This window comes from Piscinibacter gummiphilus (assembly GCF_002116905.1).
Taxonomy (GTDB): domain Bacteria; phylum Pseudomonadota; class Gammaproteobacteria; order Burkholderiales; family Burkholderiaceae_C; genus Rhizobacter; species Rhizobacter gummiphilus.
Genome location: NZ_CP015118.1, coordinates 3821240 through 3845500 on the forward strand (window position 1 = coordinate 3821240; position 24261 = coordinate 3845500).

General features: G+C 70.9%; 20 protein-coding genes. 11 read left to right on the forward strand and 9 right to left on the reverse strand.

All coding sequences use genetic code 11. The features are described from left to right. Window positions 1-36 precede the first annotated feature (36 nt). Window positions 37-675: a TetR/AcrR family transcriptional regulator gene (locus A4W93_RS17225; RefSeq protein ID WP_085751775.1), complete on the reverse strand. Its 639-nt coding sequence runs from the start codon at window positions 673-675 to the stop codon at window positions 37-39. Window positions 676-781: 106 nt separating this feature from the next. Here A4W93_RS17225 and A4W93_RS17230 point away from each other — a divergent pair, with 106 nt between their 5' ends. After that, window positions 782-1318, forward strand: a complete 537-nt coding sequence (locus A4W93_RS17230) for a hypothetical protein (protein ID WP_085751776.1) — start codon at window positions 782-784, stop codon at window positions 1316-1318. Between the two features lie 3 nt (window positions 1319-1321). Here the strand turns inward: A4W93_RS17230 and A4W93_RS17235 are convergent, their stop codons facing one another. Beyond that, window positions 1322-1627, reverse strand: coding sequence for a hypothetical protein (locus A4W93_RS17235; protein WP_085751777.1), 306 nt, complete (start codon window positions 1625-1627; stop codon window positions 1322-1324). Window positions 1628-1700: 73 nt separating this feature from the next. Here A4W93_RS17235 and soxR point away from each other — a divergent pair, with 73 nt between their 5' ends. The 3 genes from soxR (at window position 1701) to A4W93_RS17250 (ending at window position 4421) form a co-directional block, all read left to right on the forward strand. After that, the gene (gene soxR, locus A4W93_RS17240; protein WP_085751778.1) at window positions 1701-2171 is read left to right on the forward strand and encodes a redox-sensitive transcriptional activator SoxR; all 471 of its coding nucleotides are present in this window, start codon (window positions 1701-1703) and stop codon (window positions 2169-2171) included. Window positions 2172-2248: 77 nt separating this feature from the next. Then, entirely contained in the window at window positions 2249-2524 is a 276-nt protein-coding gene (locus tag A4W93_RS17245) for a DUF4242 domain-containing protein (RefSeq protein ID WP_085751779.1), read from the forward strand. A gap of 55 nt (window positions 2525-2579) precedes the next feature. After that, entirely contained in the window at window positions 2580-4421 is a 1842-nt protein-coding gene (locus A4W93_RS17250; protein WP_085751780.1) for an AfsR/SARP family transcriptional regulator, read from the forward strand. A 34-nt stretch (window positions 4422-4455) separates the two neighbouring features. On the opposite strand, the gene A4W93_RS17255 is transcribed toward A4W93_RS17250, so the two are convergent. After that, window positions 4456-6072, reverse strand: coding sequence for an ATP-binding protein (locus A4W93_RS17255; RefSeq protein WP_169726555.1), 1617 nt, complete (start codon window positions 6070-6072; stop codon window positions 4456-4458). 244 nt (window positions 6073-6316) lie between these two features. Between A4W93_RS17255 and A4W93_RS17260 the strand changes: the two genes are divergently transcribed. The 3 genes from A4W93_RS17260 (at window position 6317) to A4W93_RS17270 (ending at window position 11023) form a co-directional block, all read left to right on the forward strand. Continuing rightward, window positions 6317-6940, forward strand: coding sequence for a GAF domain-containing protein (locus tag A4W93_RS17260; RefSeq protein ID WP_157131677.1), 624 nt, complete (start codon window positions 6317-6319; stop codon window positions 6938-6940). Between the two features lie 119 nt (window positions 6941-7059). Continuing rightward, complete coding sequence (locus A4W93_RS17265) at window positions 7060-8487, forward strand: ATP-binding protein (protein ID WP_099959926.1); 1428 nt, start codon at window positions 7060-7062, stop codon at window positions 8485-8487. An 85-nt stretch (window positions 8488-8572) separates the two neighbouring features. Next, a complete protein-coding gene (locus A4W93_RS17270; protein WP_085751784.1) occupies window positions 8573-11023 on the forward strand; it encodes an ATP-binding protein in 2451 nt (816 codons plus the stop codon). Window positions 11024-11045: 22 nt separating this feature from the next. Here the strand turns inward: A4W93_RS17270 and A4W93_RS17275 are convergent, their stop codons facing one another. Further along, window positions 11046-11693: a hydrolase gene (locus A4W93_RS17275; RefSeq protein WP_085751785.1), complete on the reverse strand. Its 648-nt coding sequence runs from the start codon at window positions 11691-11693 to the stop codon at window positions 11046-11048. Between the two features lie 332 nt (window positions 11694-12025). Between A4W93_RS17275 and A4W93_RS17280 the strand changes: the two genes are divergently transcribed. After that, entirely contained in the window at window positions 12026-13006 is a 981-nt protein-coding gene (locus A4W93_RS17280; RefSeq protein ID WP_085751786.1) for an alpha/beta fold hydrolase, read from the forward strand. Between the two features lie 104 nt (window positions 13007-13110). Then, window positions 13111-14082 carry an alpha/beta fold hydrolase gene (locus A4W93_RS17285; protein WP_085751787.1) on the forward strand — a complete coding sequence of 324 codons (972 nt, stop codon included), beginning with the start codon at window positions 13111-13113 and terminating at the stop codon, window positions 14080-14082. A 26-nt stretch (window positions 14083-14108) separates the two neighbouring features. On the opposite strand, the gene A4W93_RS17290 is transcribed toward A4W93_RS17285, so the two are convergent. From A4W93_RS17290 to A4W93_RS17300, 3 genes are all read right to left on the reverse strand, one after another. Then, complete coding sequence (locus A4W93_RS17290) at window positions 14109-15704, reverse strand: 2Fe-2S iron-sulfur cluster-binding protein (RefSeq protein WP_085751788.1); 1596 nt, start codon at window positions 15702-15704, stop codon at window positions 14109-14111. A 78-nt stretch (window positions 15705-15782) separates the two neighbouring features. Then, a complete protein-coding gene (locus tag A4W93_RS17295; protein WP_085751789.1) occupies window positions 15783-16325 on the reverse strand; it encodes a carboxymuconolactone decarboxylase family protein in 543 nt (180 codons plus the stop codon). 83 nt (window positions 16326-16408) lie between these two features. Beyond that, window positions 16409-17050 carry a response regulator transcription factor gene (locus A4W93_RS17300; protein WP_085751790.1) on the reverse strand — a complete coding sequence of 214 codons (642 nt, stop codon included), beginning with the start codon at window positions 17048-17050 and terminating at the stop codon, window positions 16409-16411. Window positions 17051-17240: 190 nt separating this feature from the next. Between A4W93_RS17300 and A4W93_RS17305 the strand changes: the two genes are divergently transcribed. Beyond that, window positions 17241-20087 carry an ATP-binding protein gene (locus tag A4W93_RS17305; protein WP_085751791.1) on the forward strand — a complete coding sequence of 949 codons (2847 nt, stop codon included), beginning with the start codon at window positions 17241-17243 and terminating at the stop codon, window positions 20085-20087. 5 nt (window positions 20088-20092) lie between these two features. Here the strand turns inward: A4W93_RS17305 and A4W93_RS17310 are convergent, their stop codons facing one another. Then, entirely contained in the window at window positions 20093-20665 is a 573-nt protein-coding gene (locus A4W93_RS17310) for a cupin domain-containing protein (protein WP_085751792.1), read from the reverse strand. Between the two features lie 213 nt (window positions 20666-20878). On the opposite strand from A4W93_RS17310, the gene A4W93_RS17315 reads away from it, so the two are divergent. After that, window positions 20879-23725, forward strand: coding sequence for an ATP-binding protein (locus A4W93_RS17315; RefSeq protein ID WP_099959927.1), 2847 nt, complete (start codon window positions 20879-20881; stop codon window positions 23723-23725). A gap of 130 nt (window positions 23726-23855) precedes the next feature. Here A4W93_RS17315 and A4W93_RS17320 read toward each other — a convergent pair whose 3' ends face one another. Next, on the reverse strand, window positions 23856-24224 hold the full coding sequence (locus A4W93_RS17320) for a DUF2314 domain-containing protein (RefSeq protein ID WP_085751794.1): 369 nt from the start codon (window positions 24222-24224) through the stop codon (window positions 23856-23858). Between the last annotated feature and the right edge of the window lie 37 nt (window positions 24225-24261).

A 24261-nucleotide genomic window follows, 5' to 3' on the forward strand; every position in this document is an offset into this window, starting at 1 on the left:
GCCGCGCATCTTAGGCCCCGGGGTCGCGCCTCCGGGTCAGAGCCCCTGCTCCACCATGTCGAGCAGGCGTTGCCCCAATTGCGCGGTGAACGGCGCGGGCACATGGCGCAGCGGACCGTCGATGGCGAGCAGCGCGAGGCCGTGCACCGCGGACCACGCGAGGAACTCGGCGCCTGGCCGGCGCTCGGCGGGCAGCACACCCGCCGCCACGAGCCGGTCGAGGGCCAGGCCCAGCAGCTGGAACGGGTTCAGGCCACCCGGGCCGGCCTTGGCAGGGTCGGCCTCGCCACGCGGGTCGTTCGGAAACGGGAAGGTGACCTGGAAGAGGCCGGTCTGCTCGCGGGCGAACCGGAGGTAGCCCGCCCCCACCGCACGCAGCCCGGCGCGCGCGGCCTCGGCCGGCACCGATCCGGCGGGCACGGCGGCCATCTCGGCCTCCATCGCCTGCGCCAGTTCGGCGAGCGCGGCCGCGCGCACCGCGTCGATCAGGTCCTGGCGGCTCGCGAAGTGGCGGTACGCGGCGTTGGGCACCACCCCGGCGCGGCGGGTGGCCTCGCGCAGCACGATGGCGTCGCGGCCCCCCTCGCGCGCGAGCGCGATGCCGGCCTGCAACAGCGCATTGCGCAGGTCGCCATGCCGGTAGGTCTCACGCTCCCGCCCCGCCTTCGCTGCCATCGTGCCTCCATGTGGACGCTGTCCATTATGAACGGCCGCGAAGTTCTGCTTCATTTCCAGCCGGACCGGCCGATAACCCGTCGAAACCCATTCCAAGGAGGCGCGTGTGTCAGGTTCCCAGAAGCCCAACGGCACGGTGACAACCGGCTTCCGTGCCCCCGCCGACGACCAGCGCTGGGACCGGCAGCCGATCTACCGGATCGTGGAGGTGTCGCGCGACGCCGAGGGGCGCCTGCGCCGCGAAGGCCGGGTCTGGCACAACGACCTCGAGATGCTGCGCAAGTTCGGCCGCGCCGTCGCCGCCAACACGTCGTCGCACCGGGTCATGATCACCGACTCCCTCGGCGAGGTCATCGAGGAACTGCCGGTCGCACCTCCCGACGCGCGCCACTCGGCCTGGGACACCTGGGGTGGACTCGACGTGCCGCCCGCGCCGCGCCGCAAGCCGAAGGTGGCCAGCACACCGAAGCCCGCGCCCGCGATGCACGGCTGGGCCGACCCGCCCGCCTCCACCCCGGCGCCCGCCGCGGCTGCGGCCACGCCGCCGCGCGACATTCCCAAGCTGCCGATCGACCAGGCCGCCCCGTCCTCGCCCGACGAACCGTTCAACCCGCTGCCCGAACACGAGCAGACGCTGCCCTGACCTTCACGCGCGGCTCACGCGTGCCGCGTGGGTGCCCGCGGCGTCGATGTCGACGTCGCAGCCCCCGGACGTCCCCGGGTGCGGCAGCCGCCGCCCCGCCTGCTGCAGGCGCACGAACAGCGCCCGGTGCGCCACGGCGTCCACCGGCAAGGGGTCGTGGGCCGCGGCGTACGACACCGTCGTGCTGAAGCAACCGCCGTCCCACGCGAACCGCACCGTGGCCCGCCGCCACGCTGGCGCGATCGCCTGCATCGCGACCCGCACCAGCAGCGCCACCTCCTCGGCCAGCGCGTCCTCCCGCTCCGTCATCCGCGTCCCCTCTTGCACTTCGATGGAATTCAGCTTAAAACCTCAAGCAAACTTGAGGTCAAGGCAATCCCCCATGGGCAAACTGGATCCGGCGGACATCGGCAAGACCCTCACCGTGGGGCAACTCGCCGAGCGCAGCGGCGTCGCGGTGTCGGCGCTGCATTTCTACGAATCGAAGGGGCTGATCCACAGCCACCGCAACGCGGGCAACCAGCGGCGCTACGCGCGCGAGGTGCTGCGCCGGGTCGCGATCATCAAGGTGGCCCAGCGCGTGGGCGTGCCGCTGGCCGCCATCGGCGAGGCACTGAAGGCGCTGCCCGAAAGCCGCACGCCCACCGTGGCGGACTGGTCGCGCCTGTCGGCCCGCTGGCACGCCGACCTCACCGAACGCATCGAACAGCTGACCCGGCTGCGCGACCAACTCGACGGGTGCATCGGGTGCGGGTGCCTCTCGGTCAGCGCGTGTCCGCTGCGCAATCCGCTGGACGAGCTGTCGGAGCGCGGGCCGGGGCCGCAATTGCTCGACCGCGGCGGCTGCGGCTGATCCGTCAAACGCCGGCTCACACGCCGGCTGCGCACCATGGGGCTCCCTTCACCCGAAACCACTGACAGGAGTTCACCATGCCCAAGTACGTCATCGAACGCAACATCCCGCGCCTCGGCGCCCTCAGCCCGGCCGAACTGCAGGCCGCCTCCCGCCGCTCGAACGGCGTGCTGCGCGACCTGGGACCGCAGGTCCAGTGGGTCCAGAGCTTCGTGACCGGCGACAAGATGTACTGCGTCTACAACGCCGCCGATGAAGAGGTCGTGCGCGAGCACGCCCGCCGCGGCGGCTTCCCGGCCGACAGCGTGGCGCGGGTCGTCACGATGATCGACCCCACCACGGCCGAGGCCTGAGGCCCCTCCCCCGGGGGCATCGTCCTCCGGGGACTCCCATGCCACACTCGCGCCCATGAGCGTTTCGCTGCACCTGCTGGGTCCTCCACGCATCGAACGCGGCGACGGACAACCGGTCGCGCTGCGCGGCCGCAAGGCCTGGGCGCTGCTCGCCTACCTGGCCCTGCGCCCGGCCGGCGCCAGCCGCAGCCACCTCGCGGGCCTGCTCTTCGCCGACGCCGAGGATCCGCTCGCGGCACTCCGCTGGAACCTGCGCGAGCTGCGCCGCGGCCTCGGCGACGAGGTGCTGCGCGGCGATCCCCTCACCCTGCCTCGCGACGTGCTCGCACTCGTGGACGTCGACGTGGTCGCGCACGGCCACTGGCGCGAGGCGCTCGACCTGCCCGGCCTCGGCGGCGAACTGCTCGAAGGCCTGGCGTTCAGCGGGAGCCCGTCGTTCGAAGTCTGGCTCGATGGACAACGCCGTCATGCCGCGTCGCTGACGACGGCCCTGCTGCGCGAAGCCGCGCTCGCACGGCTGGCGGAAGGCGCCGCGGCCGACGCCGCGACCCTCGCGCGCCGCCTCGTCGCCCTCGAACCGCTCGACGAGAACTTCCAGGTGCTGCTCGTGCGCTGCCTGGGCGCCGCCGGCGACGGCATCGCTGCCGCCCGCCAGGCGGCGGCCTGCCGCGCCCTCTTCGACCGCGAACTCGGCATCGCCCCCGGCCCCGCGCTGGACGACGCGCTCGCGACGGCGACGTCGCGGCCCACACAGGCACCGGCCGTCGGCCGTGGCGCCGTGCTCGCGCAACTCGAAGCCGGCGAGGCCGCGCTGCGTGCCGGGGTGCTCGAACCCGGCCTGCAATGCCTGCGCCGCGCCATGGCCGATGCCGATGCCCTCGGCGACGTGCCCCTGCGCAAGCGCACCCGCGTGGCGCTGGGCGGCGCCCTCGTGCACGCCGCACGCGGACGCGACGAGGAAGGCGCGGCCGCGTTGCACGAGGCGCTGGGCATCGGCAATGGAGACGCGCCCGCAACGGACGCCGCCGCCTGCCGCGAGCTGGGCTACGTCGAGTTCCTGGCCGGGCGCTACGAACGTGCATCGACCTGGCTGATGCGCGCGGAGCCGCTCGCCGAAGGCGAGCCCGCCGAACTGGCGCGCATCGCCACCGTCCATGGCGCCGTGCTGTCCGACCAGGCGCGCTACGGCGATTCCCTCGTGCAACTGCGCCTCGCTGCCGACCTCGCCCGCCAGGCCGGCGAACGCCGCCAGACCCTGTACGCCGAATCCATGACCGGCCGCGTCCTGCTCCTCACCGGCGACCACGGCGCCGCCGAGCCCCTGCTCGAACGCACGGTGACCCAGGCGAGGCAATCGTGGACGGCCTTCCTACCGTGGCCCCAGGCCCTCGCGGCGGAACTCCAGCTGCAACGCGGGTGCACGGACGAAGCCGCCGCCCAGTTCGAAGAGGCCTTCGCACTCGGCTGCCACCTTGGTGATCCGTGCTGGGAAGGTCTGGCCGGCCGCGGCCTCGGACTGGTGGCGGCCACCCGGGGCGAACCCGAGCGGGCCCGCACCCTGCTGCTCGATGCGATCCGGCGCTGCATGCGCTTCCCGGACACCTACCTCTGGGCCCGCGTCCACGCCCTCGAATCCCTCTGCGGGTTGGCGGTCGCCCAGGCCTGGCCGGAGGCCCACGCATGGGTGGACGAGCTGCTCGTGCTGTCACAGCGCAGCGGCATGCAGGAACTGGCTGCCAGGGCGCACCTGCACAGCGGGCACCTGGGCCGGCGTGCGGCACTGGCCGTGGCCGCCGAGCTGGCGCGCGGCATCGACAATCCGTCGCTGGCACGTTTCGTCGACACGGCGTGGGCGGAGTTCACGCAAGGTCCCGGTGCGAGTCCGACGCCGGACTGAGCCCGCCCTCCTCCCTGGGACTGCGGGTGCTGGCTCAACGACAGGGAATCCCCGCCAGCGTCAGCCGGATGCGCAGCGGCCGGCTCGACGCGTCACGGGACGTCCAGTCCAGCGCGCCGCGCAGGTCGTCGATCACACGGCCGTACGATGCGCCCCACTCGCTGGCGGGCCGCTGTACCCACTCCGACTTCGCGTGCTCCAGCACGGCGCAGATGTGCTCGGCGTGCCGCCGCCGCACCGTGGCATGGTCGCCACTTTCCATGAGCCATTCGAGGCAATAGCTGCGGGTCGTGTTCATGAGGCGGTAGATGACGCGTTCACCATCGATCTCGGCGGAGATCAGCGACTTGTCCACCAGCAGGGCCAGGTTGGCCATGGCCTCGGTGCGCGTCGTGGCGCTCACGGCCCGCGCACCCTCGGCGTCGAAGGCCCCGGGGAATACGGCCAGGGCTCGCAGGAACGCCGCCTCCGCGGGCGACAACAGGCCGAAGCTCCACGCGATGGCCGCCGCCAGGGTTCGGTGACGCTCCGGCCCCGCCCGCCGTTCGGCAAGGATGGAGAACCGGTCGTTCAACGCGGCGAGCAGTCCGGCCACCCCGAACACGTCGACGCGGGTCGCGGCCAGCTCGATCGCGAGCACCATGCCGTCGAGGCGGCGGCAGATGTCGCCCACGAGGCGCGCGTCGGCATCGGACAACCGGAAGTTCTCGACGCGCTCGCTGGCGCGCTCGACGAACACCTGGATGGCCGGATACTGCAGCGCCGCCTCGGCATCCAGCGTGGCCCCTTCCGGCGGGGACGACAGCCCCAGCAGCCGCCGGACACGCTCGCGATGAACCATGAGCGGCTCGCGGCTGGTGGCGAGGATGTGCACGCCGGGAGCGCACGCCATCAACACCTGGACGCAGTCCGCGATGGCATCGATCAAGTGCTCGCAGCTGTCGAGCACCAGCAGCGCCCGGCGGTCGCGCAGTTGCCGCCACATCGATCCGGTCCCCTCGGAGGGTGTGCCGCCCGGGCCGATGGCCGCCGCGATGGCACCGGGAACACCGCCGGGCTCGGTCAACGTGGAGAGGTCGACCAGCCACACGCCGTCGGGGAACCTGTCGAAGCACCGCTCGGCGACCGCCAATGCGACGGTCGTCTTGCCGATTCCGCCGGGGCCGACGATCGTCACCATGCGCGCGGCATCCACCTCGTCGGTGAGCGATTCGATCACTTCGGTCCGACCGAAGATGCGGATCGTGCCGATGGGCAGGTTGTGGGGGACGCGGGGCCGCCGCGACCGCGAGGCGGTCACCGCGGACAGCCCGACCGACTCGACGGCCGCGACGAACCGGTACCCACGCCCCGTCACGGTGGCGATGCACGACGCGGCGGCGTCTCCGGCGCCATCGCCCAGCGCCCGTCGCAGCGCTGCCATGTTCACCTTGAGGTTGCTCTCGTCGACGACGACGTCGGGCCACACACGGGCCATCAGCTCACGTTTTCCGATCAACTCGCCCGGGCGCTCCACCAGCATCGTCAGGAGGTCCAGGGCTCGGGCGCCGATGCGGACCGCCCCGCCCTCCCGCAGCAGCAACTGCCGCTCCGGCATGAGCACGAAAGGACCGAATCGGTAGGAGCGGGTTGGTTGGCAGTCGTCGGTCACCTCGGAATCCTTGGCAGCGGGCATGCCGCACGGGATGTGCGGGCGGTGGGAACGCCGATCTTATGAGGTACCGCAGCCGGTGCAAGGTGCGAGCCTGGCCGGTGCCGCCTTGCACACCTCCGGTTAACCGCAATTAACTGAACACGGCCTGGGAGGCTGCGCCGGGACTCAGGACGGAATGCCTGGGCAGAGACAGCAGGACACTAGAATTGTTCGATCACCCCGAGGTCAGCAACGCGTTCCCATGCCCCCCACCCACGACGACCGATCAGTGCCCACCGCGCAGGACCTGCGGTCCGCCGTCGCAACGGGCCTGACCCTGGCCGGCCAGGCGCCACGCGTGGCCAGCACGTGTGCCGCGTCGTCCCATGGTGACGTCGACGACTCTCTGGCCGCGTTCAACACCTTCTCGACCCTGCTGGCAACGGAGGGCATCCGCGCCGCGCTGTACTCCGTGCTGCGCAAGTCCGACTACCGTTTCATCGGCATCTTCCGGTTCCGCAACGGCAAGGCCACGTCCACCGTGCATGTCGACCGGATGGACCTGAACGACCTGCAGGCCGCCACGGTGGACGAAGCGGCGACCTACTGCACCCTGGTGCGCGACGGCAAGGCGCCGTTCGTCACGGCCGATGCCACGCTCGACCCCCGCACGGCGCTGCACGAGGCCCGCGACGTGGTGCGCGCCTACGCCGGCATCCCCATCGTGGCCCGCGACGGCGAATTCATCGGCACGCTGTGCCACTACGACCTGGAGCCGCGCAGCCCCGAGCAGCTCGACCTGTCGCTGCTGCTGAGGGTGGCCACGGCCCTCGGCCAATCGGGCCAGGTGCCGCCCTATCCGGGCGCGGGGAGCTGCACGGGGTGACGAAGGCCGCGGCGACGGCCCGGGTCCTGGAACCCGACCCCATTTACCGAAATTAACTGGCACCGAAGCCGCCCAGGCGGTACACCTGCGCCATCGCACATTTCCCGGATGGAGTTCGCTTGAAGGCCCTGATTTCCGAAGCGCCGAAGGCGTTCGCATTCGGACCGTTCCAGTTGATCCCCGACCAGCAGTCGCTGCTGGACGGGGACCAGCCGGTTCGCATCGGCGGAAGGGCCTTCGACCTGCTCACCGTGCTGGTCGAGCGCCATGGCGAGGTGGTCTCCCGATCCGAGCTGATGTCCCGGGTGTGGCCGGGCCTGGTCGTGGAAGAGACGAACCTCAAGGTCAACATCGCGGCCATCCGCCGCCTTCTCGGCGATGGCCCCGGCCCGCCGCGCTACATCGCGACCGTGGTCGGCACGGGCTACCAGTTCATCGGGGACGTTCGCGCCACGACCGCCTCCGCTCAGCCGCTTCGTGGCGCGAAGCTCCCGCGCCTGGGCAACCTGCCTCCGCTGAACCGGCGCATCTTCGGCCGGGACGACACCATCGAAGCGATCCTCCGCGACCTGGCGCAGGCCCGGCTGGTCACCCTCGTCGGGCCCGGAGGCGTGGGCAAGACGACCGTGGCCCTCGCCATCGCGGACCAGGCGGCCGCCGCGTTCCCCGGCGGCGCCTGGTTCGTCGACCTGGCCGTGCTGCGGGACCCGTCCGACGTCTCCGGGGCCATCGCCAGCATGTTGCGATCCAGCCGGGGCAACGGCGACAAGCCGCACTGGCCCGACGCCTCCCCGCAGGACCACGGCGTGCTGCTCGTCCTCGACAACTGCGAGCACCTCATCGACGCGGTCGCCTTGTGCGCGGAACAGTGGCTCAGGAACACGGCGAAGGTGACGCTGCTCGCCACCAGCCGGGAGCCGCTCTGCATCCGGGGCGAACGCGTGCGGCGCCTGCCCGGTCTGGGCCTGCCGCCCGACCCGGAGCGACTCGGTGCCGCGGCTGCGCTCGCCTTCCCGGCCGTGCAACTGTTCGCGGCGCGGGCGGCTGAACACTCGACGGACTTCCGGCTGGACGACACGAACGCGCCCCACGTCGCCGCCATCTGCCACCGGCTCGACGGCCATGCCCTGGCGATCGAGCGTGTGGCCGGGCGCGTGGGGCCCCTGGGCGTCGCGGGCACGCTGGACCACCTCGACCGGCGCTTCCACATGTTCGACGGTTGCCACGAGGGCCCCGCCCGTCACCGGACCCTCACCGCTTCCGTCGAGTCGAGCTACAGCATCCTGTCGCCGGGCGAGCAAGCGGTGATGCGCCGGCTGTCGACGTTCCCCGGGGCCTTCAGCCTGGCGTCGGCGTGCGCGGTCAGTGGCGCCTGCGGCATGGATCCCGCGGCCGTGGTCGACCATCTCGCCAGGCTGATCGCGAAGTCACTCGTGCTGGCCGAGATGCGGGATCACGAGATGCGGTACCGCCTGACCCACGTCGCGCGCGCCTTCGCGGCTGAAAAACTGATCGAGCATGGAGAGCAGGACCCGCATGAGTCATGAGCATGAGGCCGGGCGCCCCCCCTCCGTGTCGGCGAAGTTGCTGGACTTTCCCTCCGTTCCGAGACGCCGGCACAACCTGCCGGCGATGACGACGCGGGTGGTCGGTCGCGGCGACACGATCGAGCAGTTGCGGCAGGCGGTGCAACGACATCGGCTCGTGTCCATCGTGGGCGCCGGCGGCATCGGCAAGACCACGGTCGCCGTCTCCGTGGCGGAGCGGGCGACCGATGCGTTCCCGGATGGCGTCTGGCTCGTCGACTTCGCGACCCTGCGCGACAGCGCCCTGGTGCCTCATTCGATCGCGGGTGCGACGGGCCTCGCCGTGCATTCGGCGAACATCATGCCGGCCCTCTGCAGGTTCCTCCGCGACCGCCGGATGCTGCTCGTGCTCGACAACTGCGAACACATGGCCGCGGCCATCGGCGACTGCGTGCGGCAGCTGCTGCAGGAAGCGCCCGACGTCCACGTCATGGCGACCAGCCGCGCGGCCCTGCACGTGGGCGGAGAGCACGAACACCGCCTTCCGGGCCTGGCCGTCCCGGTGGCGTCGACCGGGCTGAACGCCGAGGCCGCGCTGGGCTACCCGGCCATCGAGTTGTTCGTCGACCGCGCCACGGATCGCCTGGAGACCTTCGTGTTCGACGACGCCGCGGCCCCCACCGTGGCCGACATCTGCCGGAGCCTCGACGGCATCGCCCTCGCGATCGAACTGGCCGCCATGCGCGTCGACGTGTTCGACGTGAAGGGCCTGCAGAAGCAACTCAGCGATCGATTCCGGTTGCTCTCGGGAACGCGTGCCGGCCTCGAACGACACCGCACCCTCGCGGCCACGCTCGACTGGAGCTACGGCCTGCTCCCGCCGGACGAGGCCCGCCTGCTGCGCACGATCTCGGTCTTTGCCGGGGCCTTCCGGGCGGAGGGCGCCGCCACCGTGGGCGACACCGCCACGGGTCCAGCCCGGCGCATGGTGGCCGAGCTGGCATCGAAATCACTGCTGTCCGTCGAGACGGATGCGAGCGGGATGTCCTACCGCCTGCTCGAGACGACCCGGGCCTATGGCCTCGAGCGACTCGCGGAGGCCGGCGAGGACGCGCCGGTGCGCCGGCGTCATGCGGAACATGTGTGCGGCGTGCTGGAGCGGGCCGCCAGCGAATGGGGGCAGCAGCCGTCACGCGACTGGGGCGCCACCTACGGGTCCCAACTCGGCGACCTGCGGGCGGCCCTCGCCTGGGCGGGCGCGGAGCCGGAACAGCAGTCCCTGATGATCCGGCTGACGTCGGTCGGCGTCCTGCTGTGGAACCACTTCTCCCTCACCGACGAGAGCCGTGCGCATCTCACGCGCGCCATCGCCGCCCTGCGCGAGGCCGGCCGGGAAGGCTCGGCGGTCGAGATGAACCTGCAGTTCGCACTGGCCGGCGCCATCCTCTACACACGCGGGGTGACCTCCGACGCACGGCTGGCCATCGCCCACGCGCTGCGTCTTTCCATGACGCTGGACGACACCGATTTCCACCTGCGTTGCCTGCGGCTGATCGGCACCATGGAACTCTTCTTCGGCCACCACGACGCCGCCATCCGCACGCTGGAGTCGTTCCTGGCCATCGCCACCGCCGAAGACCCGTCGGCCCTGGCCGAGGGCGAGAGCCACCTCGGCGTCGGAGAGACTTTCGTGGGCCGGATCGAGGACGCCCGGCTTCGCATGGCCCGCCTCCACGCGAAACACGCCCAGGACTTCAACGACACCCGCTTCGCCCGCTTCCAGTACAGCAACAGCGTCAACACCCTGGTGGTGATGTGCCACGCCGAGTGGTTGACGGGGCGCCCGGATGCCGCCGCGCGCACCGCGGAGACGATCCTCGTGTACGGACACCAGGCGGCGCATGAACTGTCGTTGAGCATCGCGCTCGCGTGGAACAGCCTCGTCTACCTGTGGCTGGGCAACGTGGAGGAGAGCCGCCGCCATGCGGCCATGCTCGACGAACTCGTCGAACGGCACGGCATCGTCACCTGGACGCCCATCGTCACGTTCTGCCGCGGCGCGGTCGCGGCCATGGAACAACCGGGGCGGCCCGAAGCGATCACCCTGCTCACGCGCGCGGTCGCGCAGTTCCGGACCCACGGGCACATGGCGAGGTTGCCCTGGTACTCCGCCGTGCTGGCGGAAGTGCTCGGCCAGGCCGGACGATTCGAGGAAGCGGAAGCGGTGGTCGGCGAGGCGAGGTCGCTGGCCACGAGCCAGAACGAGAAGTGGTGCGAGCCGGAAGTCCTGCGCATCCAGGCGTCCATCGCCACGGCCCGGGGGCGGCCGGAGGAGGCCGAACCCCTGCTCCATGCGGCCATCCACCTGTCGCAGGAGATCGGCGCGCTGTCCTGGCAGTTGCGGGCCACGCACGACCTCGCCCGGTTGTGGAGAGCACGGTCCCGCCCCGTGGAGGCGGCGGATCTGTTGACGTCCGTCCTCGCCCGCTTCAGCGAGGGTTTCGGCACACCCGACCTTCGCGCCGCCACCGGGCTGCTGGCCGAACTGCAGCGCTGAGCCGCAGTGCGGCCGCGACGACTCAACCGCCCGTCCCGCCGAACATCGCCTTGGCGTACTGGATGCCCAGACCGTAGCCCCCAGCCGTCCGCTCGGCGATGCCCGTGGTGAGGCCATAGGTCTCGCCGCGCCCCCAGTCGCGCTGGAGTTCGAGCAGGTACTGCAGCGCGGTCATGGGCTGCGCGCCCGCCTGCACCATGCGCGCGACGGCACGCTCGTGGGCCTCGGTCGACACGTCGCCGCAGGCGTCCGTCAGCACGAACACCTCGGCCCCCTGCTCCAGCGCCGACAACGCCGGCCCCACGATGCACACCGAGGTCCACAGGCCCGCCAGGACGAATCGCCGCTTGCCGATGGCGTTGACGACACGGACGACGTTCTCGTCCTCCCAGAAGTTCATCGTGGTCCGGTCGAGCAGTTCCTGGCCCGGGAAGGCCCCGGTGACTTCCTCGAACATCGGGCCCGAGAAACTGCGGGCCGCCACCGTGGTGAGGATCGTGGCCACCTCGAACCCCGCCGCCGCCTGCGCCGCAATGGCGGCATTGTTGCGCAGGCTCACGCCGTCGATGGAGTGGGTGGCGAAGGCCATCTGCGCCTGGAAGTCGATCAGCACCAGGGTGTGGTCGGACGGGGTGAGCAGCCGCGAGGCGGGTCGTGCGGTGAAGGTCATGGGATCTCCTTGGGGAAACGTTGGGGGACGAGCGAGACCCATTCTTCGAACGCCGGCGCACGCCCACCACCCGCTTGCGACCTACGGGTCCTCTCCCCTTCGAACAAGCGCACCCGTCGCAAACGTCGCTGGTGCGCCGGTGCCGGAAGGCCCTCGAAAGCGGGGCGGCGAGAACACCCTGCGCCGAAGCGGGTACGCCGTCTCTCCCGCCCGGGAGAAGTCCCCTCCAGGCTTCACCACGTTTAACCCGCGAGCCCTGTTGCCGCCGGCGCGGTCGAACTACCTTGAGGACCTGGCCGCATGTCGCGTGCCGTGACCTCGAGGAGATCTTCATGCGCGTGTTCCTTCAACGGCTGCTCGGCCTCGTGCCACTGCTGCCGATCCTGTGGCTGCTGTCCGGACCGGCCGCCGCCTCACCGCGCGCGAACGACACGACCACGGTGCGACACGCGTTCGTGGACGTCGACGGCCACCGCGTCTTCTACCGCGAGGCCGGTCCGGCGAACGCGCCGGCAATCCTGCTGCTGCACGGCTTTCCCACGTCCTCGCACCTGTTCCGAGACCTGATCCCGAAGCTCGCCACGCGCTACCACGTGGTCGCGCCCGACCTGCCCGGCTTCGGCCTGACCGAGCTGAAGGCCGGCACGTCGTTCGGCTACACCTTCGACGAGTTGACCGCCGTGGTCGACGGGTTCACCGCCGCGAAACACCTCACACGCTACGCGATGTACGTGTTCGACATCGGCGCCCCCATCGGCTGGCGGCTCGCGGTGGCGCACCCGGAGCGGATCACCGCGATCGTGTCCCAGAACGGCAACGGCTACGAAGAGGGGCTGAGCCCGGGCTGGGCCCCGATGCGCGCGTTCTGGGCCGACCCGTCGCCCGCGAACCGCGACGGCCTGCGCAAGCTGTTCACGCTCGAGACGACGACGTGGCAGTACCTCGCCGGCGTGAAGGAACCCGCCCGCATCGCGCCCGACCGCTGGCTGCTCGACCAGTTTTTCCTCGACCGGCCGGGACAGCAGGACATCCAGCTCGCGATCCTGCTCGACTACCGGACCAACCTCGCGCAGTACGACGCGCTGCACGCGTACTTCCGCCGGCATCGTCCGCCGTTGCTGGCCGTGTGGGGCGCCAACGATCCCTTCTTCGTGCCCGCCGGTGCACGGGCCTTCCAGCGCGACATGCCCCGCGCCGAAGTGCACCTGATCGACGGTGCGGGCCACTTCGCCCTCGCCTCCCATGGCGACGAGATCGCTGCACGGATGCTCGATTTCCTCGGTCGCCACCTCCGGCCGCCAGCCTCGCGCTGACGGTCGGCCCTCCCTCGTTCCCCCCGTGGTCCCGGGCCGAAGGTCCGGGGCCGTGTCCGCCCGCGCGTCGGGCATTTCCGTTCGTCCCTCCACAGGAGTTCTTCATGTTCAAGCTCTGCCAGGCCACCCTCTGGGCGGCCGCCACCGTCCTCTCGCTCGCCCCCCACGTGTCCCACGCGCAGGCCGCGGCGGCCACCCACGTCGCGAGCACCGCGGCCGTCGAGTACCGCTCCGTCAAGGTCGACGGCCTGAACATCTTCTACCGCGAGGCGGGCCCGAAGAACGCACCGACGGTGCTGCTGCTCCACGGCTTCCCCACCTCGTCGCAGATGTTCCGCAACCTGATCCCGCGCCTGGCCGACCGCTACCGCGTGATCGCGCCCGACTACCCGGGCTACGGCCAGAGCGACATGCCGCCGATGGACCAGTTCAAGTACAGCTTCGACAACCTCGCGAACGTGATCGACAAGTTCACGGTGGCGGTGGGCGCCACGCGCTTCGCGATGTACGTGCAGGACTACGGCGCACCGATCGGCTACCGCATCGCGGCCGCGCATCCGGAGCGCATCAGTGCCATCGTCGTGCAGAACGGCAACGCGTACGACGAAGGCCTCGACAACCCGTTCTGGGTGCCGGCCAAGGCGTACTGGGCGGACAAGTCGCAGGCGAACGGCGACAAGCTGCGGCCGCTGTTCGAGCTCACCGCGACGAAGTGGCAGTACAGCGAGGGCTACCGCGACCTGAAGCACATCAGTCCCGATGCGCCGTACCTCGACCAGGCCTACATGGACCGCCCGGGCAACAAGGACATCCAGCTCGAGATGTTCTACAGCTACGGCACGAATCCGCCGCTGTACCCGAGCTGGCAGGCGTACTTCCGCAAGCACCAGCCGCCGATGCTGATCGTCTGGGGCAAGAACGACAAGATCTTCCCGCCCGCCGGCGCCCACCCGTACCTGCGCGACCTGCCGAAGGCCGAGCTGCACCTGCTCGACACCGGCCACTTCGCCCTCGAGGAGGACGGCGCGCGCATCGCCGACCTGATGCGCGGTTTCCTCGGGCGCCACCTGAAGTAGGCGGCAGCGCCCGTGCCGGGCCCGCCTCAGTAGTCGAGGCGGAGCCCGGTTCCCTCGGCACGCGACACGCAGATGCACATGAGGTGCTGCACCTGGCGCTGTTCCGCGGTCAGCACCGCGTCGCGGTGCAGCGGGTCGCCGCCCACCACGCGCATCGCGCAGGTGCCGCAGGTGCCGATGCGGCACGAGGCGGGGGGACGGAAGCCCCGGGCTTCGAGGGCCTCCAGGATCGAACAGCCCGGCGGCACCACCACGTCCACTTCGCTGCGCACCAGGCGCACCGTGAACCCTTGCGCATCGGTGTCGTCACGCGGTGCGACGAATCGCTCGAAGTGCACGCGCCGGGGGTCGATGCCGGCTTCGTCGGCCCCGGTCCGGACGGCATCGATCAGGCCGGACGGACCGCAGACGTACACGTGCGCCGAGAAGCCGATCGAACGCAGCAGCGCGGGCACGTCGAGCCGCTGGCCCTCGTCCGTGGCATGCACCCGCACGCGGGCGCCGAACTGCTCGACCAGCTGCCCGAGGAACGGCGCCTGCGCCCGTGACCGGCACGCGAAGTGGAGCTCGAACTCGCGACCGGCCGCGGCCAGCGCATGCGCCATCGCCTTGATCGGCGTGATGCCGATGCCACCCGCAACCAGCACCGCGTGATGCGGTGCGGCTTCGAGCGCGAAGGCATTCACCGGCGGCGCGCAGTTCAGGCGCAGGCCGATCGCGAAGGCCTCGTGCACGGCGGCCGATCCGCCGCGGCCCTCCGGCTCGCGAAGCACCGCGATCTCGTAGGCATCGGTGCGCAGCGGGCTCGAGGCGATCGAGTACGACCGCGTGGAAACGGTGCCGTCGCCCAGCCGCACGGGCACGTCGAGGTGCGCCCCGGCCTGCACCGTCGGCAGCGGCGTGCCGTCGGCCGCGACCAGTTCGTACGCACGCACCGTCGCGGTCAGCTGCCGCACGCCGGCGACGCGCAGCGCGAGCGGTCCGTCCCCGAGGTTCTCCGCGATCCGCGGCGCGGCGGCCTTCGCGGCGGCGAGCTGGGTGCGCATCTTCTGCACCTGCGCCCTCAGCGGCGAGACAATCGTGCCCACCTCGGCCTCGGTCAGCCGCGTGGTGATGTGCTGCGGGCAATTCCAGTCCCAGCCCTCGAGATGGATGACGAAGGCGCGTTCGACGGTCGCGCCGTAGGCCTCGTCGCGCACGGCGGCGAGCAGCACCGGATCATCCTCGGCGTTCACCAGCGTGACCCGCCCCAGCAGCTTGAGCCTGCGGCGGTTGAGGTAGTCCATGACGATCAGAGAAATGCGATCGTCCTGGCGGAGGTTGCCCACGCTCAGGTACTGCACGTTGCCGCGGAAGTCGGCGAACGCGAGCGTCCTCGGGTCCAGCACCTTGAGGAAGCCCTTGGGCCCGCCGCGGTGCTGCACGTACGGCCAGCCCGTCTCGCCGACGGTGGCCTGGAAGAAATGATCGGCCTCGGCGACGAACTCCGCCTCCCGCGGCGTCAGCGTGTCTCCGCGATCGGGGTGGGCGTCCAGGAAGGCGTATTGCTCCCGGCTGCCCAGTTCGGTCTGGACCTCGCGGACGGTGGGCGTGAAGGTGATGTCTGAGTAGGCGCGTCCCATGGGGATCTCCGGCGGATGCAAGGGGCGCCCGCCGGAGACGGCGTCGAACCGCCGCGGCGGACGGAAGGGTTCGGAAAGTCAGGCGAGTTCGAGCTTCACGCTCGGGAAGTCGATCTCGACGAGGCTGGCCTTGCCGAGGATGTTCGTCAGGAAGTTCATCCCGACATGGGTGATCACCTCGACGATCTGCGCCTCGTCGACCCCCGCGCTGCGGACCTCGGTCAGTTCCAGCGCCGAGACCTCGCCGTGGCGGGCCATCAGGCTGCGCGCGAACTTCAGGATCGCGGCCGAGGTCGGGTCGTCGCTCGTGCCCTCGCGCGCCGCGGCCATCTCCTCGTCGGAGAGGCCGGTCTTGCGTCCGATCGCCGTGTGCGCCGAGACGCAGTACTGGCACCCGTTCTGCTGCGCGAGCGTGAGCGCGATGCGCTCACGGTCGAGGGGGTCCAGGCTGCCGGCGCCGGCGACGCCGTGCAGCCCGAGGAAGGCCTGCAGCGCCACAGGCGAGTTGGCGAAGACCTTGAGGAAATTGGGCACCATGCCCAGCTGCTTCTGGATGGCTTCCAGCAGCACCTTCTGCTCGGGCGTGGCGGTGGAAAGTTCGACGACGTGGATGCGACTCATGGGATGTTTCTCCGTGATGGAAGAAGCTCTTGCCTTGGTCGCCAAGGGAAGCGGGCGGCCCGGACACCGCCGGTGAAATCCGGTCAGGACAGGGCAAGGGCCTCGCGCGGCGCGACGCCGGGAATCGCGATGATTCCCAGCTCGGTCGCGATGCTGGCGGCCTCGGTGCGGGAAGACGCTTCGAGCTTCCCGAAGATGGACTTGACGTGGGCCTTGACGGTGCCCACCGCGATGCCCAACCGGCCCGCGATGGACTTGTTGCACAGGCCACGGGCGAGCAGTTGCAGCACGTCCTCCTCGCGGGTCGTCAGCGGCTCGCGGGCGAAGTCGGCGGCGATGCGTTGCGCCACCTCGGCACAGATGTAGCCGTGGCCGCCAGCGAGCGCATGCACCGCGGCCACCAGTTCGGACTCGTTGCACGAGGCCAGCACCAGCCCCCCCAGCCCGCGGCGCATCGCCGACACCAGCGGCTGCTGCCGCACCTGTGCGGCGATGACCAGCACGCACGGCGCGCAGGACCACGGGCCGCGCGGGGCGAGCAGCAGCCGCTCGGCCTGCGCCCAGTCCGTGACGACGACGTGCACGCGCTCTCCGGGTCGTGCGCCGCCGGCCTCCACGATCTGGATGCCCGGCGCGCCGGTCAGGGCGGAATGCACCCCGCGGGCCAGCAGCGGCTCGAGGTGCTGGATCGCGACGTTCACGTGCTGGGGCTTGATCTGGACCATGGCGGCCTCCTCGACATCGACGGATGTCACTGGTCCGAATGCTCGGTGCGCGCCCCGCCGCAGTCGAGTTAGGCGCGGTTAAATGTGGGGAGGCGCGGGGTCCCCGCCCTTGCTCGGCTGGCACCGCGCGGGCCTAATTCCGGTCACCCGCCCGCCTCTTCCCGCCACCTTTTCCTGAACGGACCTCGAGGTGAATGACCTCAGCGCCCCCCTCCTCCGGTCGTTTCTCTTCGGCCCTTTCGTCCTGGTGCCGGAGCAGCAGTCGCTCGTCCGGGACGGCGAGCCCGTGCGCCTCGGCACACGGGCGCTCGCGCTGCTCTCGGTGCTGGTCGAACAGGCTGGCGAGCTGGTCGGCAAGCAGGCGCTGATCGCCCGGGTGTGGCCCGGCGCGGAGGTCGACGAGAGCAACCTGAAGGTCAACATGGCCGCGCTGCGGCGCGCGCTCGGCGACGCGGACCGGTACATCGCCACCGTGACGGGCCGGGGCTACCGGTTCGTCGCGCCCGTCCGGGCCGGAACCTCGCCTCGCCGCCCCACGCGCGACGCGCCTCGCGCCGCGCACAATCTCCCGATCGGGAGCACCCGCGTCTTCGGCCGCGCCGACGCCATCGCGTCGATCGCGGACGCCCTGGAGACGGCTCGCCTGGTCTCGGTCGTCGGCCCGGGCGGGATCGGCAAGACGACGGTCGCCCTCGCCGCTGCCGAACGCATCGTGGGCCGGTTCACCGACGGGGTGTGGCTCATCGACCTCGCCCCGCTGAAGGACCCGCTGCTCGTGCCCCACGCGATCGCGGCGGCCATCGGGGTGGGGGTCACCTCCGCCGACCTGCTCGCGACGACCTGCGAGTTCCTGCTGGACCGTCGCATGCTCCTCGTCCTCGACAGCTGCGAGCACGTGCTCGAGGCCGCCACCCGCTGCGCCGAGCGAATCCTCGCGGGCGCCGTGGACGTGCGGATCCTCGCAACCAGCCGCGAGCCGCTGATGGCGGACCAAGAGCAGGTGCAGCGACTGCCCGGCCTGGCGTCACCACCCGAGGGTTCGGGCCTGAACGCCGGCGATGCGTTGCGCTGGCCGGCCGTCGAGTTGTTCGCCGAACGCGCGAGCGAACGGCTGGAGCACTACCGGCTGTCGGATGCCGATGCGCCGCTCGTGGCGGACATCTGCCGCCGGCTCGACGGCATGGCACTCGCGATCGAGCTCGCGGCCACCCGCGTCGACGTCTTCGGCGTGGCAGGACTCTTCGCGCAGCTGTCCGACCGCGTCGCGGTGCCCGCCGGGCGGCGCGCGGGCCCCGAGCGGCACCGCACGCTGGCGGCCACCATCGACTGGAGCATCGGCCTGCTGTCGCCGGAGGACGCGAGGTTCCTTCGGGCCCTCGCCGTGTTTTCCGGGCCCTTCGACGCCGCCGGCGCAGGCGCCGTCGCGGCCGCGTCGACCGCCGAGGCCCTGGCCATCCTCACGTTGCTCGCGGACAAGTCGCTCGTCGCGACGGACATCGACGACGTCCACATCACCTACCGGCTGCTCGAGACCACCCGCAGCCACTGCCTGGATCAGCTGCTCGCCCACGGCGAAACGCCCATGGCCCGACAGCGCCACGCCGAGCACGTCTGCCTCGTGCTGGAACGCGCCGCGGCGGAGCTGGCACGCCGGCCGGCGAGCGACTGGGGTGCCGCGTACGGCCGGATGATCGACGACCTGCGCGGCGCGCTCGACTGGACCGGCGGGCACGCCCGGAACCGCACGCTGCGCATCCGGCTGACACTGGCCGGCATCTCGCTCTGGAACCATTTCTCGTTGATGGAGGAGTGCCGCGTGCGGGTGTCTCAGGTGGCCGGAGAACTCGAGTCCGCCGGACTCGCGGGCACCGGCTTCGACATGAAACTCAAGCTCTGGCTGGCCGGCACGACGATGTTCACCGAAGGCCTGAAGCCGGTCGCGATGGACACGCTGCAGCAGGCGCTCCGCATCGCCGAACAGACCGGCGACACCGACTGCCGGCTCCGTTGCCTGATGATGATCGGCGTCTACGAGTTCTTCACCGGGGAACACGAGGCCGGCCTGCGCACGATCGAGGCCTTCTCGGCGCTGGCCTGTGCCGAGGACCCGACGATCCTGCCGGAGGGCGAAGTCCACCTGGGCATCGGCGAGCTGTTCCTGGGACGGCTTCCGAACGCACGCCAGCGGCTGGAAGCCCTCCGCCGCCGTGACCTCCGGTACTTCGCCAGCCACGGCGTGCGCTACCACTCCGACCCGAAGATCAGCCTCGCGTCGGTCCTCACCCAGGTGCAATGGTTGACCGGGTCGCCCGACGAAGCCCGCCGGACCGCCGAGGAGGCGATCGACGCGGCGAGGCGCGGCGGGCATCACCTCTCGCTGAACAACATCCTCTCGTATGCCTGTCCGGTGTACTACTGGTCCGGTGATTTCGATGCGTGCGCGCAGGTGGTGGCGCAACTCGAGGAGCACGTCGTCCGGCACGGCATCGCATCGCGCCGGCCGCTCGCGACCTTCTACCGGGCCGCGCTCGACGGCGCCCGCCAGGGACCGTCGGCGGGCGTGCTGGACCGGCTGCGGGCGTCCATCGACGACTTCACGCGCACCAACCACCTCGCGCGCCTGCCCTACTACCTGAGCGTCCTCGCCGAGACACGCCTGCGCGCCGGCCTCGTGGGCGAAGCGGACGCGGCCATCCAGCGTGCACTGGCCGTGGCCCATGAACACAACGAAGGGTGGGCACTGCCGGAGGTGCTGCGCGTCCACGCAGCCATCCTGCTGGCTCAGGACCGGCGGCACGAGGCCGGCCAGCGGCTGCTGAAGTCGATGGCCAAGGCCCAGGGGGCGGGCACGCTGTCGTGGCGCCTGCGGGCCGCCATCGACCTGGCGACGCTCTGGCGTTGCGGCGACAAGGAAACGGTCGCCACCGCCATCCTGCAGGCGGTGGTCGACCAGTTCACCGAAGGTTCCGGCACGCGTGACCTCCGCACCGCCACCACGCTGCTGGACACCCTCGCGGCGACCGCGCGGCCCGGCTGAGCCGTTCAGCGCCCGGCGATCAACGCCGCGATGGCCGGGTCGTACTCCCCGTCGATCTGCACGTACAGCATGCGGCAGCGCTTGCCGGAGCGGTTCGCCCAGGCATGGTTGGTGCCCCGCTGCACCACGACGCTGCCCGGGCGGAGCACCACCTCGGAATCGTCCAGCACGAGCACCAGCTCGCCCTCGATCAACACGCCGTAGTCGAACGACTCGGTGCGGTGCATCATCGGGTGCGGGGAATCGTCGCGGGTGGTGAAGCCCTTGGCCTCGTCCATCTCGTCGAACAGCTTCTTCATCTGCTGCGAGTTGGTGAACGCCGCGGAATCCGGCGGGAAGTCGACGAAGCGGATGCGCGTGCCATGTTTCGGGGCGTTGTGCATGAACGGCCCGAGGGTCGGGTCGGGACCGTTGCCCACGCGGGGCGGCGTGCCCTGGGTTTCCCACACTTCGTGGAACACCATCCCCGGCATCTCCTGGAAATCCCGGACGGTGGGCAGCGGGCCGTTCTCGACGGCAATGGCCTTGCCTTGCGCATCGTGGCCGGTGACGACACGGTGGATCGGGGGAAGGGACATGGTCGCTGGCGCTCTGGTGGAAGGGTCGGGGGAACACGGCCCGAAGGGCCACGGGCCCCCATGCTCCAGCCGCGCGCGTCGGAGGTCCAGTTAAATCCGGTAAAGCAGCGCGGCGACCGGTCGCGTGGGCGCTTGCAAATCGCGGCATCGGGAGTGCCTAATCCGAAAGGCCGCCGAGCCCCCTTCCCCCACTTCGCTTCCGAGGATCTCGAGGTGACCAACCTCCCCCACGTCCAACCGCGGTCCTATCGCTTCGGGCCGTTCGTCCTGGTGCCGGAACGGCAGCAGCTGCTGCTGGAGGGCTCGCCCGTCCGCATCGGCGGCCGCGCGCTCGACATCCTGACGGCGCTGGTCGAGCGTCCCGGCGAGGTGGTGGGCAAGCGGGCGCTGATGGACCGGGTGTGGCCCGACGTGGTGGTCGACGAAGGCAACCTCAAGGTGAACATGGCGGCGCTGCGCCGCGCGCTCGGCGACGGCTCGGGCACACCCACCGACGCCTACATCGCCACGGTGACCGGCCGGGGCTACCGGTTCGTCGCGCCGGTCGAGTCGCTCGGCGAGTCCGCGCCGCATTCGCCCGCGGCGCCCCGGCCCGGCCACAACCTTCCGATCGGCACCACGCGCATCTTCGGCCGCACCGACGTGATCGAGTCGCTCTCGGCGGAACTGGAGACGGGCCGGCTGGTCTCGATCGTCGGTCCGGGAGGCATCGGCAAGACGACCGTGGCCCTCGCCGTGGCCGAGCGGTCGCTCGACGAGTTTCCCGAGGGCGTGTGGCTGATCGACCTCGCCACCCTGACGGACCCCGAACTGGTGCCGAACGCCATCGCGGCGGCCATCGGCGTGGGAGTGACCTCCGCCGACATGCTCGGGTCCACCTGCGACTTCCTGCAGGGCCGCCGCACGCTCCTGCTGCTCGACAGTTGCGAACACGTCATCGACGCCGTGGCCGGCTGCGCCGAGCGCATCCTCGCGCGAGCCCCGGGCGTGCGCATCCTCGCGACCAGCCGCGAGCCGCTGATGGTGAACCGCGAGCGCGTGCGCCGGCTGCTGGGCCTCAGTTCTCCACCCGAGGGCGCGACGGTGGATGCGGGGGACGCCCTCCGGTATCCCGCGATCCAGCTGTTCGTCGAGCGCGCGCGCGAGCGGGTCGACTCGTACAACCTGTCGGACGCAGACGCACCCGTGGTGGCCGACATCTGCCGGCGTCTCGACGGCATGGCCCTCGCGATCGAGCTGGCCGCCACGCGCGTCGACGTCTTCGGCGTCGCCGGACTGCTGTCCCAGCTCAACGACCGTTTCTCGGTGCTGACCGGCCGCCGTGCCGGGCCGGAGCGGCATCGCACGCTGGCGGCCACGCTCGAATGGAGCTTCGGACTGCTGTCGCCGGACGAGGCTGCGTTCCTGCAGGCCATGGCCGTCTTCTCGGGATCGTTCGACCCGGAGGGCGCCCTGGCCGTATCCGCCACGGCGCGCCCGGAAGCAATGGCCCGTCTGGCGCTCCTCGCCGACAAGTCGCTCATCTCGACGGACATCGACGGCGACCGCATCGCCTACCGGCTGATGGACACGACCCGCAGCCATTGCCGGGAGCGCATGCAGTCGAACGGCGACCTCGCCGCGGTGCAGCAGCGGCACGCCGAACACATCTGCGCCGTCCTCGAACGCGCCACGGTGGAATGGGAACAGCGCCCCGCCAACGAATGGGGCGCCTCGTATGGCCGGTTCATCGACGATCTTCGCGGCGCGCTCGAATGGACGTCCCGGGACGACACGAACCGGGTGCTGCGCATCCGGCTGACCCTCGCCGGCATCCTCCTGTGGAACCACTTCTCGCTCACGGAGGAATGCCGCGTCCAGGTGTCGAGGGCGGTCCGCGAGCTGGACGCGACCGGCCTCTCCGGCACCGAACTCGAGATGAAGCTCAAGCTCTGGCTGGGGGGCTCGTCGATGTTCACCGAAGGCCTGAAGCCCGTCTCGATGGACACGCTGCGCCGGGCGCTCGAGATCGCCGAGCGGACCGGCAACGGCGACTACCGCATGCGCTGCCTGATCATGATCGGGATCTACCAGCTGTTCACCGGGGAACACGAGGCCGGGGTGCACACGGTCGAGGCCTTCGCCATCCAGGCCTCGGCGGAGGACCCGTCGGTGCTGCCGGAGGGCGAAGTGCACTTCGGCATCGGCGAGCTGTTCCTCGGTCGGCTCCGCAACGCCCGACACCGCCTCGAGACGCTGCAACGCCGCGACCTCCGGGACGGTGTGCGCTACCTGTCCGACCCGAAGGTCATGGTAGGCAGCGTGCTCACGCAGGTCCAGTGGCTGACCGGGTCACCCGACACGGCGATGCGCACGGCGGCCCAGGTGGTGGAGGTCGCGCAGCGCACACGGCACCACCTGTCGCTGAACAACATCCTCTCGTACGCCTGCCCCGTGTACTACTGGAGCGGCTGCTTCGACGCGTGCGACCGCACCGTGGGCCTGCTCGAGGAGCACGTGATGCGCCACGGCATCGTGGCCCGGCGCCCGCTCGCGCTGTTCTACCGGGCAGCGCTCGACCTGGCCGCCCAGGGGGCGTCGGCCGGCGTGGTCGAGCGGCTGCGCCTGTCGATCGAGGACTTCCGCCGCACCAACCACCTCGCGCGGATGCCGTACTACCTGGGTGTCCTCGCCGACGCGCAGCGCGCCGCGGGCGACCTGGACGACGCCGACGCGACGATCCGCCAGGCCCTCGACGTCGCACACGAGCAGAACGAGGGCTGGATCCTGCCGGAGGTGCTTCGGCTGCAGGCCGCGATCCTCCAGGACCGGGGCCACCCGCGGGACGCAGAGCAACGGCTGCTGGAATCGATGACGAAGGCCCAGATGGTCAATGCGCTGTCGTGGCGGCTGCGGGCGGCGACGGACCTTGCCACGCTGTGGCGCCACGGCCCGAAGGCCGGGAGCGCGCGGCCCATGCTCCAGGCCGTGGTCGACGAGTTCACCGAAGGGTTCGCGACACGGGACCTGGCCCGCGCGGTCCGCCTGCTGGACGACTTGCCCGCACCGCCGTCGCCCTGACCCTTCACGCCCCGGTGGGCACGCGGTGCGCCAGCACGGCGCCCTGCTCGAACGCCTTGATGCTCTCGATGGTGGTCGCCACGATCTGCCCGATGGCCTCCAACCTGGAACCGGAACTCGACGAGCTCCCTCACTCGAGTTGGGCAACGTGTTTCCACTCGAACTCGATGACGTCTCCAGGTGAGAGTGCTCCGATGAACTGCGGCTCGTTGGTCAGGTGTCCGAGGAAGGCGCCCGGTTCCATGGCGCAGATTTCGACCCACATGCGCTCCGCCCTGGGGTTCTCGGACTGCGAAGTCATCTGCGGATCGGCGAGGAGGAAATGGAGCCTCACCAGATCCCCGACGGCGAGCTTCGGAGCGCGGGACGCGGCCGGGCGCTTGAACGTCTTCGGATGGGCCCGAGCCGCCGCCTCGCAGTCTTCCAGCAGCCATCCCGGACCGGCAAAGCCTCGCCACACCGGGAAATCGTCAAATCGTTCGTCGGACTGGTTGCTCATGGGGAGGCCGCTGCGGACAAGTGTTGCTGTTCAAGCG